This is a genomic window from Xanthomonas sp. WHRI 7945 (genome assembly GCF_035026585.1).
Map to the genome: position 1 here is coordinate 37,897 of NZ_JAYIQP010000003.1, position 12,743 is coordinate 50,639.

The following is a 12,743-nucleotide window of genomic DNA, read 5'->3' on the forward strand; positions in this document are numbered from 1 at the left end:
GGCATCCTTGGTGGAAAGGTGGCGAGGGGCAGCGCTGCATCATTTGCAGCGCTGCCTCATTGCAGGCATTGTCAGCAGGTACCTCCTGCATCGCAAGAACGTACAATTTCCACTGGTACTATCAATTTTGTAGGTACGACACCATGCGTCTGAAACGTCAGGACGGCAAGAGCGGTTGCGCAGTCGAAGTCACGCTTTCCGTGATCGGCGGCGTCTGGAAACCCGTGATCCTGTTCCACCTGCTCTCTGGAAAGAAGCGCTTCATGGAGCTGACGCGCTTGGTTCCGAATGCCACGCAGCGCATGCTGACGTTGCAATTGCGCGAGCTCGAGGAGGACGCCGTCATCGTGCGGCACGTCTATCCGCAGGTGCCGCCCAAGGTCGAATACGCGCTCACCCCGCTCGGCGAATCCCTCGCGCCGGTCCTGATCAGCCTGCGCGAATGGGGCGAGTCCTATCGCACCAGCGAGATGTCTCGCGCGCCGGCCGACGCTCCGGAATGCGCGCGTGGCGAGGCTATGGTGCCGTGACAGCACGCAAGAGCTTCCAGCAAGGAAAACCGGGAAAACAGGTGCCCGAACTTTCCTCACCTGTCAGCCTGACCTTCGGCAGCCTATCTATTCGCGCAGCGGGTGCGACATGACCGAAAACAGGGGGCAGAGTACATTCCCGTCTCCTGCCGGTCCGCCCTTTGGCGACCTACCCATTCGCGCGGCGGGTCCGACACGGCGGCCAAGCTGGAACTGATCGCTGCACGGAAGCGATCATTGCCCAGCGCATGTTGGCGCTGCAGGTTGAGATGGATGGCAGCTGTCTCGCCCTGGTCGATGACATCCAAGACCAAGCGACGATAGCGGTGTACTCGCTCGGCAGCCGGGGCAGCGGCTAGATAGCTCCCATGCGGTTGCACCAAGGCGTTGGCTTGGCCGAGTCCGCTGCAGGAACGGCTCGGCCAACGATAGTCCGCCGGATAAGGTTCGCGCGTCCAAACGAGCCACCTTGTCGGGTAACATCGAACCCATGTAGAGGAAGTACACTCTGGCCCCCGTTTTGCCGCGTGCCTATTACATAGGCACGCGTCCGCCACCCAGATGCGTGGCAGCTTCACCTAGGGCGTTAACTGTGAATCCAAAGACCGAGCGGCTTCCAAAGAAAGAGCGCTTAGCAAAGCTATATGCAGTCCTCAAAGCTGCCGATCCAGCTTCTGACCTTCAGACCGCATGGGATCTAGTTGATCGAGAACTCCGGAAGATAGAGGATCAGTACACAAGCCTCCCCTATGATCGCCCGAGTAACTATGGGCTAGGTGAAAGAATGTACATTCCACCACTTCACCTGGCGGACACCTGGTCTTACGCAGCCTGTTGGCATACTGCCGACCTGTTCTCGCACACCCTCAAGCTATCAGATCGAGGAGATATTGAGGTCGTGAGTAAGAAGACATCAGAGATTGAGTTGCACCAAGATGGTCGCACTCATAGCTAACGGAGCAACGAGGTCAGGTTGACTTTCCGATGCGCGGACACGGTATCTTCCGATCACGTGGCGAGACCTGTTCGAAAACAAGGGTCAGAGTGCAATTTCAAAAATCTACAAATTCTCATTCTTGGCTTTAAGTGGGCATGGCAATGACCCGACTCTTAATCAAACGTGATATACCAGGAAAAATCAATCCATGATTCTGGCTCTCGGACTTGTATGCACCCTCATGGGTACCATCTTTTTTATTGGTTGCTTCACCAGAGTGGATTCGCCCGCTTTCATTTCTCGTGCTGCTGGAAATGAAGCAAAGATCGCGAAACTCCGCTCACTGCAAGACGCATGGGACCGGCTAGGAAAGGTCAGGCAGTTCTTTGCCTCTTGCGTTGGCTACCTGATCATGGCTGCTGGCTTGTTGCTCTTGTGGCATGACCCACGCCTTGCACGGTACTTCTGGGTAGTTCCTGCACTGTATGCGATCAATCTCTCTGTTCTCCTTCAGATCAAGCGATATGCGAGGTCTGTTCTGGATCAAAAATCTATTGGCCATACCGAAGTTCTGCGGGTAATCAGCCAGCACATCACGATGTGCATCATGTTCAGCATCATCTTTTCGCTCCTAGCGCTCAGGCCCTAAAAATTCAGGAGGGAGTAACTGGGTCAGGTTGACTTTTCCGATGCGCGGACACGGTATCTTCCGATCACGTGGCGAGACCTGTTCGGACTGAACTAACCATCGAGAAGGGCGACGCTGGCTCGCATGGCCCGACTCCCTCGCATCAACTATTCCTGGAATTCCGCAGCATGTTGTCCAGCGCGGGAACAATCACCTACCTTGCTTTTTGGATGACGGTGATCGGCTGCGCTACCTGCAGCTGCTGCGCGATGCACTACACCACTGCGACTGCACGCTGCATGCCTACGTCCTGATGGACAACCACGTCCATCTGCTGCTTACCCCGAAAGCCCATGGTCCAAGCCAACGCTTCGCAGGCATCAGGCCCGCACACCGCTCGCGCAAAGCATCCAACTCAACCGATAAGTGAACCTGACCCGTTAGTCAGACCCCGTTAGTCAATCCGGCGCGTCGTCGGTGTTGCCGGCCTTCTCGGCCCCCGTGCTTGGTGCAGCCGTCGCCACGGTAACGACAGCATCGGCCGGCAGGTCGATCTCTTGAAGTTGCGGGGCATCGTCGGCCGTCGCCGCCATCTGCTTGAGCAAGGCGGCTTGCGCCGCCAAGGCTGTCTTGCTGTCCTCGCCGAAGTACGCGCCCGCCGACGGCGCAGAGAAAACAGGGGTCAGAGTGCACTTTCCTCTCCTGTCACCCTGGCCTTCGGCGGTCTACCCATTCGCGCAGCGGGCCCGACACGACGGCCAAGCTGGCGCTCGATGGCCGCACAGAAGCGGTCGTTGCCCAGCGCGTGTTGGCGCTGCAGATTGAGACGGATGCCAACTGTCTCGTCCGGGTCGATGGCATCCAGAACGAAGCGACGATAGTGGTGTACGCGGTCGGCGACCGGGGCAATGGCTAGATAGCCCCCATGCGGTTGCACCAGCGCATTGGCTTGGCCGAGTCCGTTGCAGGAGTGGCTCGACCAACGATAGTCCGCCGGATCGACAACCATTCCAGCCCGTACCGGGTTGAGTTCAATGTAGCGGTAGCAGCGGAGCAAGTAGATCTCCTCCTGCACGGGGCACGATTTGTAGCGGCCTTCCCAGAGGGTGCCGGTGCGACGGTATTGAGTTGATGTAGCGCACATAGCGGCGTCCAAGCGACTGCATCAGCGTTGACGCCGCACCGGTCTGCTGACTGGTGAGCAGCAAGTGCACATGGTTGGTCATCAACACATAAGCATGTACGGCGATCCCAAGCTTGAGCGATAGCTCGTGCAGATCTTGCAGGTAGCGTATACGGTCGATGTCGGTAAAGAAACATGGCTGCCGGTCATTACCCCGCTGCACGACATGCTGAGCGACACCGGGTAGATCCAGTCGGGGGCGGCGTGGCATGTGCGATCCTTCGCTCTGAGGCGGGATCAGCGTCGCGCATCCAAACGAGCCGTCCCATCGGGTAACATCGAGAGCCTGTGTAGGGGAAGTGCACTCTGACCCCAGCTTTCTTCGTCACGCCCTCAAGTCAAATGTTAGGACTCATGAAAGCTCTGCTGCTAGCGGCTCTCTTATTAATCTCATCCATGCCTGCCTCTGCTCAGGAGCATAGAGAATTCCTGTCTTGGTACAACGGCTGGACGATTCACACCATCTGGGGCATCGGGAAAATCTACGGCAGTTACTTCGGCACGACAGTGAAGTGCGGAAACGTCACAATTCCGGTGCATCCGATCTACGACACCCATCAACACTCCACTCCGCCAACAGCTAAACAAACAAGCGAGTATGCAGCGTCGGCAAACTCTGCGCTCCTACATGCACTTGATGCAGATGGAACCAAATGCGCGTTCCAACTCATCAAGTGAAAACAAGGCATAGGGTTTACCTTCCTCCAGGACGCTGGGCAACAACTGAGAGATCCAGCCGGGGGTGGCGTGGCATGTGAGATCGTTCGCTCTGCGGTTAGGAACAGCGTTGCGCATCCAAACAAACCATCCCATCTGGCAGCCTCGTGAACTTGGCAGGGGAGGTGCACTCTGAGCCTGTGTAGGGGAAGTGCACTCTGACCCCAGTTTTCGAAACCTTGGCGGGATTACACTTCGTCATCTTCACCATCCTCATGCTCAACAATGCTACCGCTATCCTTCAAAGTTCATAACACGCTCTAGCCGTCGTCGGATAAGGAAGGTGCATAGGCAGGATTTGTAGGAAATTTTGCATGTCGCGTCTAATGATGTCTAAAAATATGCCGATGCGCGGAAAGCGGTCTGTGTCGACGCAATATGTGTGCCTGATCACCTTTCATGTTGAAACGATCCTTGCTGTTAGTTGATCGGATTTCTTCAAGCCGTCCAATTTTTGTGACAAAAGTACAAGAAATATATCCAGCAGCACCTTAGGGTTGGCTCATTCCTGCATAAATATCTATCGGGAGTACCTAGGGCTGCAATTGCTCCGGCATTAGTGGCGTTTCTGAAGGTTGAGATAATTGCAGAATTTTAGAAATTAGATTGTCTATAGGCTGCATTCATCACAGTTTGAAATAAATTCCTATTGGCGCAAATTTTTAAGGATTATCATATCTATGCCAGATGCAATCTCAGGTGCCGATATCCTTGTAAAAAGCGGCACGCGCGCGCAGTTTGATGCTGCCGCTACGGCTGGTGAACTGGCTGCCCGCGAGCCGTACTTCATAAGTGATGAAGGTCGGTTCGCAATGGGTGCTAGCGCAAATAGCTACGTTACTTACGCCGTTGCCTTGACTCAAGATTTGTCTTTGTACGTCTCCAACACGGGCAGTGATTTCAATGATGGGCTAAGTGCTGCGACGGCATTCCAGACTATTCAACATGCTGTAACTGTGCTGCGAACACGCTATTCATTATGCGGCTATACGGTAATTATCAATGTCGCAGACGGAACTTACGTAGAAAATGTTTTGATGGGCAGCGTGACAGGTGGCGTCGTGCGGTTTGTAGGTAGCACATCTGCCATTTGGCGTAACACCGCAGGATGGCTCCTTGTGGTGAATGACGGTAGCGTTGTTGAGGTTTCTGGTTTCACTTTAGGTGGCGGGGGAACACAGCACGGCATCGGGGCCAGGCATAGCGCGTTTTGTACTTTCCAGGGTGGCCACGTGTTTGCAGCGATGACCGGCTACCAAATCCTCGCCACGCGCAATGGCGTTTGCGTCGTCACAGGCGACTACAGTATCACTGGAGGTGGTTTTGCCCATTATGGGGTATTCGATGGTGGTCGACTCACTATTTTTAGCATTACAGTCACCTTGACGGGTGCGCCGGCTTTTACTGCTTCCTTCGCTCTCGTTGGTCGCGTGGGCAGCATAAATGGTGGAGACGCGACATTCACGTTCTCCGGAGCGGCTACAGGCTCACGGTATGGAATCAATGCAAACGGGGTGATCTGGGTGAATGGAAAAGGCCCAAATGTCTTTCCAGGGAGTGTAGCTGGATACGTGAACACCGGTGGTAGTTATTCCTGATATTCACACCTCACGAAGGCTGTTCGGTCCCGTAAAGACTTGCATTATTAATTCAGATACTGGGATGGCAAAGCGCGCCTGCTTGCTGTCCACCAAGTCGGCAATTTGACTATCGGCACTGTCGTCGCAGATCACCAGCTCCAGGGAGGGATAGGGCTGCGCCAACAGGTTATCCAGTGCCGGGAAACAGGGGTCAGAGTCTGAGGTTTCCCCACCTTTTCCTTTTTTCAGATCAATGCTTTGCGCTGATTCTGATTTGCAAAAGTGCGCGCATGGCGCGATCTTCGTGGTCACCACACCAATGAGGATTGCAGACCATGCGCGCGAGCCAAGTATTGCAAAAATGCCTGGCGCCGGCACTGGCGTCGATGCACGCCCTGCGCCGGACCACCTTGCTGGGAGCGGTCGAGTCGCTGCTGTCCGGTCGCCGTTTGGTCTTGATTGATTTGGCTCGCAGTTGGGTCGGTGCTGAGCGCATCAGGGCACCGCTTAAGCGATTGGATCGGCTGTTGAGCAAGTCGCGCCTACACGACGAACGCGAACGCATATATGGCGGCATGGCGCGCTGGCTCGTGCGCTCACGCACACCCGTGATTGCGGTCGACTGGTGCCGTTTGAAGGGCAATGGTCAATGGCATCTCTTGCGTGCTGCCGTGCCGGTGGGTGGGCGCACGCTGACCCTGCTCGAGCAGGTCGTACCAGACGCGATCTGGCCTCGCCCAAGGTGGAGCGCCGGTTTCTGGAGTGTTTGAAGACACTGCTGCCCGCTGATGCTCGTCCGATCCTGATCACTGATGCCGGGTTTCGCGCGCCGTGGTGCCGGACGGTCGAGGCGTTGGACTGGCAGTGGGTCACCCGTCTGCGCCATCGCACGCAGGTCAAGCCGGTCGAGATTGAAAACCAGCCTGATCAGTGGGCTCCCTGCCGTGCCTTGTACTGCTTGGTTGCCACGGGCAAGACACGAGATTGGGCCTGTTTGAGATTGTACGTAACGCGCCGATCACCACGCGTTTGGTGCTGCATGCTTCACCCGCACGCGGACGGCGCGATACCACCTTGAAGGGCACTGCCCGCCGCAGCAAGCAGAGCCGTCAGAACGCCTGCCGGGAAGCGGAGCCGTGACTGCTCATGGCCAGTCCCACGATGACTCAAGTGGAGGCTAGGCAGATCGTGACGTTGTATCGGCGACGGATGCAGATCGAACTGGGATTTCGCGGCCTGAAATCCCACCGATACGGCCAGGCCTTCGAGGACGGCCTCACGTGCAAGCGCGTGCGCATCGAGGTGCTCTTGTTGCTCCATGCGATGGCGATGTTCGTTTCCTGGCTCGCAGGATGCCGCTGAGGCGATCAATGCGCAGGCGCGGCTCAATCCCTACCCAACGACACGCCGGCTGTACTCGCTGATTCGGCTTGGCTGGGAGGCACTGACCCGAAGATGGCTGGAAAAATGCGGCGTCGCCATGCTTGATGCCTTGCATCGATTGTCGCCGGAAGCCCGTCAGAACATAGAGGGCGCCGCATGAGAAATGTGGGGAAACCTCAGGGTCAGAGTGCACTTACTCTCTCGGGTCTAGCCGATCTATTGGGCGAGGCCTAACAATTCATTCAAGCCGAACCCGCTTCGCGGGCCGGCTTAACTCATGCGCTAGGGCATACGGCGGTTCAACGGCTAGGCCGAGATACAACCAATGTCGATGAACTCTCTTGGGATGGCAGCCCCCTCGGAGACCAGGTAGACCAGTGTGCGGCGGATGGGCGCTCTATCTGTGGCCCGTATCATGCGGGCACGCTCTGCAGCACGCTCTGCAGCACGCTCTGCAGCACACGTTGAAGCACCGTCGCTGCGGCCTGGGGCTTGCCGAGCGCAAGGCTGCACGCGGCCATGGTTCGCAATTTCGGCCGATCGGCCATCAACCGTTCGATCTTGTAGTCGAGGCCAATGTCATCGTAGGCCAGCCATGCAGCGCCTTCTTCCATCAGGAAGCCGGCGTTGTGTTCTTCTTGGCCGGGGATCGGCGAGATCAGCAGCATCGGCTTGCCCAGCGCCATGCATTCGGACACGGTGAGGCCGCCAGGCTTGGTGACGACCAGATCGGCAGCTACCATGAGTTTGTGCATCTCGTCGGTGAAGCCCACCGCAATCATCCGGCCCGGATGGCGAAGCGCCAGCGCCGCCAGTCTGGCGTGGGTTTCGGCATTGCGGCCCGCCACGGCGATTACCTGGAAATCGCTTGCCATGCCCAGTGCACGTTCGACCATGCTCGCAAGATCGCCAACGCCAGCACCGCCTGACGCCATCAGAAGCGTGGGACGCGATGGCTCCAGACCCAGGGCAGCCGCGCACGCGTCGCGCTCCAGCGCAGGGGCGTCGGGCTTCGAGAATGCCGGCATCACCGGAATTCCTGTGACGTGCACACGGTCGGCCGGAATGCCGCGTGCGCGAAGCCGGAACGCGACCTCTTCGTTCGCCGCCAGGTAGCCGGTCATCTCGGGAACGAGCCACATGTTGTGCAGGTCGTAGTCGGTGATCTGCAACCAGACGGGATAGTCGAGGCGACCGTTTCTGCGTTCGCGCATCAGCAACTCGGCCGGCAGGAAATGGGTGCAAATCACAGCGTCGGGCTTCGCGTTTCGAATCTCGCGCAGCAGCGCGCCGGTGCTCAGTCGCTCGATGCCGCGGCGCAAGCGCTGCGACGCCGCGTGGTGCGGCGTGACGTCGCTGCGCTGATGCAGATACGACCAGAGTTCGGGCGCGCGATTCACGAGCTGGATGTACCAATCGGCGTAGATACTGCGGAACGCCCCTGACACATTGGCCATGGCGTCGATATGTACCGCCGTGCACGAGGGAGCGAGAGACTGTGCGGCGGCAGCGAGCGCCTGCGCTGCGCGCACGTGGCCATTGCCGGCGCTTACACTGAGGATCAGAACTTTGGTCATGGCTGGAGGTCGGTGGTCGGTGTCGGGGGATGAAACTGGGAAACAGGGCGCAGATTCTGAGGTTTCCCCAGCTTTAGTTCTTGGCAATCAACATTGTGCAGCGGCGTTGGTTGCAAGCGCGCGCGCATGGTGCATCTTCACGGTTACCACACCAATGAGGATCGCCAACAACGGGGCCAGAGAAATATCAATTTAAAGCACATAGTTCCTCTGGCCCCACTGTCGAGCCCCGCCGTTGCCCTTAACGCCAGGTCGGCTTACGGCGCCAGATACCCGTTCACGTCCTCGGCAGTGCGCTGCATGTCGATCGCCAACAGGTCCTTGAGGATCGCCGTGTGGCCGGATCCAGCAATCACCAGCACGCGATGGCCGGGTTGCGCGGCCTTCTGCACGTTGGCATACATGCGGAAGTTGCGGTGCCACCAACTGGCCGCAGCGTCGGCGCCGGCAAAGCTGCCACCGGCATCCACGGCATTGGTGCGGATGTAGAGATTCTTGTTCTCGCGGTCGCGCGCGGAATCGTTCGTCAGGCACAGCAGCTCGTGCAGCGGCAACGTCGATTGCTCGCGGTCGGCGCGCGCGGAAAGATCCTTGAACGTGGCATCCATCGTCGCCTGCATGGCCGGGTCGTTCGCCTTGATGTAATCGAACATCGGATCGGCTTCCCAGCCGACCTGGCCCTCGTCGAAGCACGTCACTCCCGCAATCCCCGAGGCTTTGGCGACGCGGAAGCCGATCTGGTGGACTTCGTTAGCCGGCAGGGTCGACTGGCCGTCGCGGTAGCGGGCAAACGCGGCGTCATAGTTCGCCTGCTCGGACGGCTCGCACTCCACTAGTACGTCGGTGGGGCGAAACGCGGCGATCCGTGCGGCAAGGCCCGCAAGGTAGGCCTGGTTGTCTTTCGACATCACATCGGAGACCTTGAACTTCACCATGTCCCGGCCCGGATTCTCGAAGTGGAACGAGCCAAGCATCATCACAGTCGCCGGCGCGACGGGCGCCTGCGTCGCGGCGACCGCGAGCCCGGGCAACGTGGTCAGGCAAGCGGACAACGCGGCGACAAAAAATCGATGGGCGTTCAAGGTGTTTGCTCCAGTACGGTAAGCCGATGGCGGCTGCGGCATTAGAGCACTCGTTTGAGCGTTGGGCATAGGGGTTGCCCGATCGCCGGCTTGGGCAGACAAACAACCGACACACGATCTCGCCATTGTGCTGCTGCTTCTGCTACCACGTCCAAAGGACTCAGCGCTTTGCCGGCTGCCATCCCACGCACAGCGCATCCGCAGGGCGACAGAACACGCGCTCGCCGCGGCTCAGCGACCCGGCCACAAACTTCACTTGCACAGGTGTGCCCACCGCAGGGCACCTAGCGCTAGTAGGCATCCAGAGCGCGCTTGCTGCCTGCTATTGCACCAGGTTCCCAAAGAAGTAGCGCTTCCCTACATCGAAACGCATGGGCGAGGACATGTACTTGTCCAGGATGGTGGCCGCATTGCGCGGCAGGAACTCGGCGCTTTCCCCGTAGAACCCCGAACAATCGACGCCCGAATACACCTCGAACTTGCGCCGCCAGAGCAGGAAATCACTCCAATCGATCCACTCGTCGTTGCCTTTGGGAACAAGCGCCTTTCTCATCAACCAGACCTGCTTCTCCATATCGACGGGCTCGCCCGCCAGGACTGCAACTCGGTCGCTGCCATGGGTATCGCTCAACGCGGCAAGTCGCGCCTCGACAGCCCGCCTGTAGTCGGCCTCGCCCAAGCCGGTATCGAAGAACGCTGGCTCGCCTTCACGGACATCGAGCAGGTTGGATATGTTCGCCTCGATGGCGTCCCGGTCGGCGCGCCGATCAAGCGAACACCAGGCTTCGACCATGAAGGGGATCAACCAGAGCACCCCTGACCATTGCGCCGCCAGGCTGGCCTCGATGCGTAGATAGCGGGGCCCGTCGATCATGAGTTCGGCGAGGAACTCCAGGTCCGCATCAAGCCCTGAATCGGCGGTCAAACCCAGGCAGGCAGACACCAGGGTCGGATCGTTGTCCTTGTCCACTATCCACTTTTTCAGCTGGGATACGTGACTGTAATCACCATGCTTCGCACACTCCATGATCGACGCAAGCGCGATCCAGGGATTGTCGCTCAAGCATCCATCTGGCGACACCATCCCTTCAGGTGCGGAGTTGGAATAGTGGTACCCATGCCCTTTCCAATAGAAGCAGCCCTGAAGAAATGTCGGCCTCTGGGGGTGCTGGTGAGTAGTGGTGCGCATGGCTAGGGCTTCGGATCTATTGGCGCGTTTGCCTTGAAGTGTACTCAACTACGCGTATGACCGACGGTGCGCTAAGCTGCTCGATCCCTCGCTGCTCGACGGCAAGCCGCTGACCGGCATACAAAACTCTTCCGCTGCCGATGGACGATGCGAGCAAGCTCAAGGCTGGACCACGCCAAGGTCGAAGGCCCGCTTTCCACTGTGGCAGCGCCATCAAGATCGGCGCGCCCACCGCCCACCGCACGTCCCTGGATATGCGTGCCTTCGGTCAAGGGCTCCGCCTGAGCCTAGGGCCGCGATCTTGGCCCCGCGGGAAGATCGGCTCGCAGCAGGCGGCTGTACGCCGTGCCGGTGCAGCGCAAGCGACAACAGCGTGCACCACCGCCCTATAAGATCTATTTTCGAGGAAGCTCCACATGCCTGAAACACCGTTGAATGGCCTCATCATGCGCACTGCGGTAGTACGTCTACCCGGCCTTGGTTATATCTATGCCGCAGACCCTAAAAAAGAAGCCGATGAGATTCCACATGCCATTACGTTCAGATACAAGGACGGTACTTTTACCAGAGGCGAGGCCAACTATGACGCCCATTCGTTAGCTATTGTTTCTCAGCCTGAGCTTGGACTCATTGCCATATCTGGCGCCGGCTATTACTCAGCCATCATGGCAAGCGGCACCACTGCCGGCGACATATTCGACGACAGCACACCTGCACCAAAAGCGCCAAGAACGGGCGGTATTCGCAGCGTGGCGGCGATCGACGGACAAGCCTTTGCGGTTGGCCTGAGGGGCATGGTGTACCGCTTTGACGGCCCCAAACGCTGGATACGGATCGATGATGGCCTACCGGAAACGTTCGATGCGCAGGCGATTCATGGCTTTTCAAATGCAGAAATCTATGCAGTCGGCCGGGATGGCGCGATATGGCGATTCGACGGACATGACTGGCACCCTTGCGAATCGCCAACGGCGGTGACTCTCACATCGATCAAGTGCGCGCCTGATGGAACGGTGTACATAGCGGGCCACCGCGGGGTGCTGCTGCAAGGGCGCAAGGATATGTGGAGCGTCATCGATCAAATAGCAGTCTCCGATGATATCTTGGATCTTGAATGGTTTATCGATACCCTTTACGCCTCTACCATGTCGAATGTCTATCGGCTGAAACAATCGCAATTAGAGCCTTTGAACTTCGGCGATGATCGTCCAACGTCCTGTTACCAGTTGAGCGCCACCAGTGACGTGATGTGGTCGAATGGCGAGTCCGATCTTATGTCTTTCGATGGAACTGAATGGACGAGGATCGTTTGAGCGGCTGTCTGGCTTTGAGCAATGGGCCTTCCCCGATAGGCCACTTGCCTTCAATGGGTGCATGACGTCAGAATTTCCGATCGTCCGACAGGGAGCGATGAGCATGGACTTACATGACCACTCCACCTTCGAGTGGGTGCAATTCCCGGAGGGGCGCGCCAGGTTTTCAGGCGGCGTACGCGGCATCATGGATGAGCAGGGCCATGAGACGTTTGCCGTCGAAGTGGATGGCGAAGAATACTTCGGCGAAATCCAGAATGCATTCCTGCCGAATGGCAATGACTACAACATCGAGGTCGTCTCATTTGGCTATGGCCGCGACGGCGACATCGGAATGCCGATGCAGGGAAGGACATGTCGGGTCTTCACGGCAGCACAAGCAAGCATCATTCAGTCCCTGACAGTCCAATTGATCGCTGCTGGCATTCAATTTTCGGGCAGGCCTTCTTTGCTGAGGGAATATCCGGATGCGCACTTCATGGGCCACGTGACCTTCAGGAAGGGCTGGGCTTTAGTTACGGGTGATGAGACCACTTCGCAACCATCGCGTTTTTCTTGAAATCCCCGCTGTGATGGCAGAAGCTATCATCGAGTCGTAGAGTAGGAGCTCGCAGGTCGGGCACC

14 protein-coding genes and 1 pseudogene are annotated in these 12,743 nt (G+C 58.0%); 8 read left to right on the plus strand and 7 right to left on the minus strand.

The window, feature by feature from the left end; genetic code table 11:
• The first annotated feature begins 143 nt into the window (after window positions 1–143).
• The 3 genes from VDQ83_RS03330 to VDQ83_RS03340 all read left to right on the plus strand — a co-directional run bounded on the left by VDQ83_RS03330 (window position 144) and on the right by VDQ83_RS03340 (window position 2,525).
• Window positions 144–530, plus strand: coding sequence for a winged helix-turn-helix transcriptional regulator (locus VDQ83_RS03330; RefSeq protein ID WP_455433856.1), 387 nt, complete (start codon window positions 144–146; stop codon window positions 528–530).
• A 1,145-nt stretch (window positions 531–1,675) separates the two neighbouring features.
• Window positions 1,676–2,116, plus strand: coding sequence for a hypothetical protein (locus tag VDQ83_RS03335; RefSeq protein WP_455433857.1), 441 nt, complete (start codon window positions 1,676–1,678; stop codon window positions 2,114–2,116).
• Window positions 2,117–2,321: 205 nt separating this feature from the next.
• Window positions 2,322–2,525 carry a transposase gene (locus VDQ83_RS03340; protein WP_455433858.1) on the plus strand — a complete coding sequence of 68 codons (204 nt, stop codon included), beginning with the start codon at window positions 2,322–2,324 and terminating at the stop codon, window positions 2,523–2,525.
• Window positions 2,526–2,553: 28 nt separating this feature from the next.
• Here VDQ83_RS03340 and VDQ83_RS03345 read toward each other — a convergent pair whose 3' ends face one another.
• Genes VDQ83_RS03345 through VDQ83_RS03355 form a run of 3 tightly spaced genes read right to left on the minus strand, consistent with a single transcriptional unit; the run spans window position 2,554 to window position 3,489 of the window.
• Complete coding sequence (locus tag VDQ83_RS03345; RefSeq protein ID WP_455433859.1) at window positions 2,554–2,718, minus strand: hypothetical protein; 165 nt, start codon at window positions 2,716–2,718, stop codon at window positions 2,554–2,556.
• Between the two features lie 59 nt (window positions 2,719–2,777).
• Complete coding sequence (locus VDQ83_RS03350; protein ID WP_455433860.1) at window positions 2,778–3,152, minus strand: hypothetical protein; 375 nt, start codon at window positions 3,150–3,152, stop codon at window positions 2,778–2,780.
• On the minus strand, window positions 3,127–3,489 hold the full coding sequence (locus VDQ83_RS03355) for a transposase (RefSeq protein ID WP_455433861.1): 363 nt from the start codon (window positions 3,487–3,489) through the stop codon (window positions 3,127–3,129). Before VDQ83_RS03355 ends, VDQ83_RS03350 begins: the two co-directional genes overlap by 26 nt.
• A gap of 143 nt (window positions 3,490–3,632) precedes the next feature.
• Between VDQ83_RS03355 and VDQ83_RS03360 the strand changes: the two genes are divergently transcribed.
• Together VDQ83_RS03360 and VDQ83_RS03365 are read left to right on the plus strand one after the other, a co-directional pair.
• Window positions 3,633–3,956 (plus strand): hypothetical protein, encoded by a 324-nt coding sequence (locus VDQ83_RS03360; protein ID WP_455433862.1) that lies wholly within the window; start codon window positions 3,633–3,635, stop codon window positions 3,954–3,956.
• 719 nt (window positions 3,957–4,675) lie between these two features.
• A complete protein-coding gene (locus VDQ83_RS03365) occupies window positions 4,676–5,593 on the plus strand; it encodes a hypothetical protein (protein WP_455433863.1) in 918 nt (305 codons plus the stop codon).
• Window positions 5,594–5,596: 3 nt separating this feature from the next.
• Here the strand turns inward: VDQ83_RS03365 and VDQ83_RS03370 are convergent, their stop codons facing one another.
• A complete protein-coding gene (locus tag VDQ83_RS03370; RefSeq protein WP_455433864.1) occupies window positions 5,597–5,887 on the minus strand; it encodes a glycosyltransferase family A protein in 291 nt (96 codons plus the stop codon).
• A gap of 23 nt (window positions 5,888–5,910) precedes the next feature.
• On the opposite strand from VDQ83_RS03370, the pseudogene VDQ83_RS03375 reads away from it, so the two are divergent.
• A pseudogene (locus tag VDQ83_RS03375) lies at window positions 5,911–7,118 on the plus strand (IS4 family transposase).
• A gap of 253 nt (window positions 7,119–7,371) precedes the next feature.
• Here the strand turns inward: VDQ83_RS03375 and VDQ83_RS03380 are convergent.
• From VDQ83_RS03380 to VDQ83_RS03390, 3 genes are all read right to left on the minus strand, one after another.
• Entirely contained in the window at window positions 7,372–8,535 is a 1,164-nt protein-coding gene (locus VDQ83_RS03380) for an MGDG synthase family glycosyltransferase (protein WP_455433865.1), read from the minus strand.
• Between the two features lie 257 nt (window positions 8,536–8,792).
• Complete coding sequence (locus VDQ83_RS03385) at window positions 8,793–9,617, minus strand: DUF5694 domain-containing protein (protein WP_455433866.1); 825 nt, start codon at window positions 9,615–9,617, stop codon at window positions 8,793–8,795.
• Between the two features lie 322 nt (window positions 9,618–9,939).
• Complete coding sequence (locus VDQ83_RS03390) at window positions 9,940–10,680, minus strand: hypothetical protein (RefSeq protein WP_263395345.1); 741 nt, start codon at window positions 10,678–10,680, stop codon at window positions 9,940–9,942.
• Window positions 10,681–11,222: 542 nt separating this feature from the next.
• Between VDQ83_RS03390 and VDQ83_RS03395 the strand changes: the two genes are divergently transcribed.
• Together VDQ83_RS03395 and VDQ83_RS03400 are read left to right on the plus strand one after the other, a co-directional pair.
• Window positions 11,223–12,119: a WD40/YVTN/BNR-like repeat-containing protein gene (locus tag VDQ83_RS03395; RefSeq protein WP_455433867.1), complete on the plus strand. Its 897-nt coding sequence runs from the start codon at window positions 11,223–11,225 to the stop codon at window positions 12,117–12,119.
• Between the two features lie 103 nt (window positions 12,120–12,222).
• The gene (locus VDQ83_RS03400) at window positions 12,223–12,678 is read left to right on the plus strand and encodes a hypothetical protein (protein ID WP_455433868.1); all 456 of its coding nucleotides are present in this window, start codon (window positions 12,223–12,225) and stop codon (window positions 12,676–12,678) included.
• The last annotated feature ends 65 nt before the right edge of the window (window positions 12,679–12,743 follow it).